At 59.4% G+C, this 1,498-nt stretch carries 2 protein-coding genes; both read left to right on the plus strand.

The features are described 5' to 3' along the window. Positions 1-60 precede the first annotated feature (60 nt). Positions 61-450: an IS200/IS605 family transposase gene (tnpA, locus tag AC5FRW_RS19165; RefSeq protein WP_493570066.1), complete on the plus strand. Its 390-nt coding sequence runs from the start codon at positions 61-63 to the stop codon at positions 448-450. 2 nt (positions 451-452) lie between these two features. Then, positions 453-1,498, plus strand: a 1,046-nt coding sequence (locus AC5FRW_RS19170; protein ID WP_493570067.1) for an RNA-guided endonuclease InsQ/TnpB family protein, incomplete at its 3' end; no start/stop codon positions are given.

A 1,498-nucleotide genomic window follows, 5' to 3' on the forward strand; every position in this document is an offset into this window, starting at 1 on the left:
CACGGCTGGGGTTGGATGCCTGTGTAACATCTTTAGGTGAGTAGTTTCTATATACTGACGATGCCTCGTGGGTTCGACAGGGAACGTACCAACGTCCACAAACTCCAGTACCACTTCATCTGGTGTCCGAAGTACCGCAAATCGGTGCTTGAGGGCGAGGTACGCGACCGTCTCGAAGAACTCATCGAGGAGAAAGCCGACGAACTCAACCTCGAAATCTTGGAGTTGGCGATTCGCCCTGACCACGTACACCTGTTCATCACGGGCGACCCGACGCTCGCCCCGAACAAGATAATGCAACAGGTCAAGGGCTACTCCTCGCGCCGACTTCGGGACGAGTTCGATTTTGGCCTCCCATCGCTGTGGACGCGCTCGTACTTCGTTTCAAGTTCGGGCGACGTATCCAGCGAGGTCATCGAGGAGTACATCGACGCCCAAGCAGGTGAGTAGTCATGCAACGAAACGTCTCGACCACGGTGCGGGTCAAACTCCACTCGCTGACCAACAGGAAGGCTGCCCTGCTCGCCCGTGAGTACGAGGCGTTCCAGACCGAGGTTCACGGCGGAGACGCCGACCTGTACTCTGCGACCGACCAGCAGGCGTCGAAAGTCCAACGACAGAAAGACCCGAACCCCGACACCGAACAGCCTGTCGTTCTCCGCAACGACGTGTTCGACGTGGCCCACGACGAGGATATGGTTCTCTCGTCGTGGTGGGTCAAAGTCCCCGTCTACGATCCCAAGCGCGGACGAGGCAACTCCATCTGGTGTCCCGCACACGTCCCACAAAAGGACGAACAACTCGTCCGTGAGGGCGACGTTCGGGACAGCGAGTTAGTGCGCCGTGACGGTGACTGGTACGTCCATCTCGTCGTCAAGCGGTCTGTGACTGTCCAAGACGAGTACGACGACGTACTGGCTATCGACATGGGCGCACGGTGGGTCGCTACTTGTGCGTTCCTCTCCGACCGCACAACCACCTTCTACGGCGAGGAAGTCCGCCGAATCCGTGAACACTACAAGCAACTGCGGAAGTCCATCGGGAAGTCGAAGCCCCGACAGGGACAGCAAGTGGTCGAGCGCATCGGTGATGCCGAGGCACGGAAGGTGGACGACCGTCTCCACAAGGTTGCTCGGCAAATCGTAGAGGATGCTGAGAAGCGGAACGCGGTCATCGTCGTGGGCGACCTCGGCGGGATTCGCAAGGACAACGACAAGGGACGGTACGTCAACGACAAGACCCACAAGATGCCGTTCGCTCGCCTGCTCAACTACATTGAGTACAAAGCCCACGACGCAGGCATCGACGTACAGTTGGTCGATGAGTACGACACGTCGCAGACGTGCAACCGCTGTGCCTGCGAGGGCGTCCGAGCGACGCAGGGACGCTTTGAGTGTCCCGAGTGTGGGCTGGACGACAACGCGGACAAGAACGGTGCGCTCAACATCGGCAAACGAGCCTTGGGCAAGTTCTCGAAACCGCTGTCCGAGGCGGGGGC

This window comes from Halomicrobium sp. HArcht3-1, from assembly GCF_058933345.1.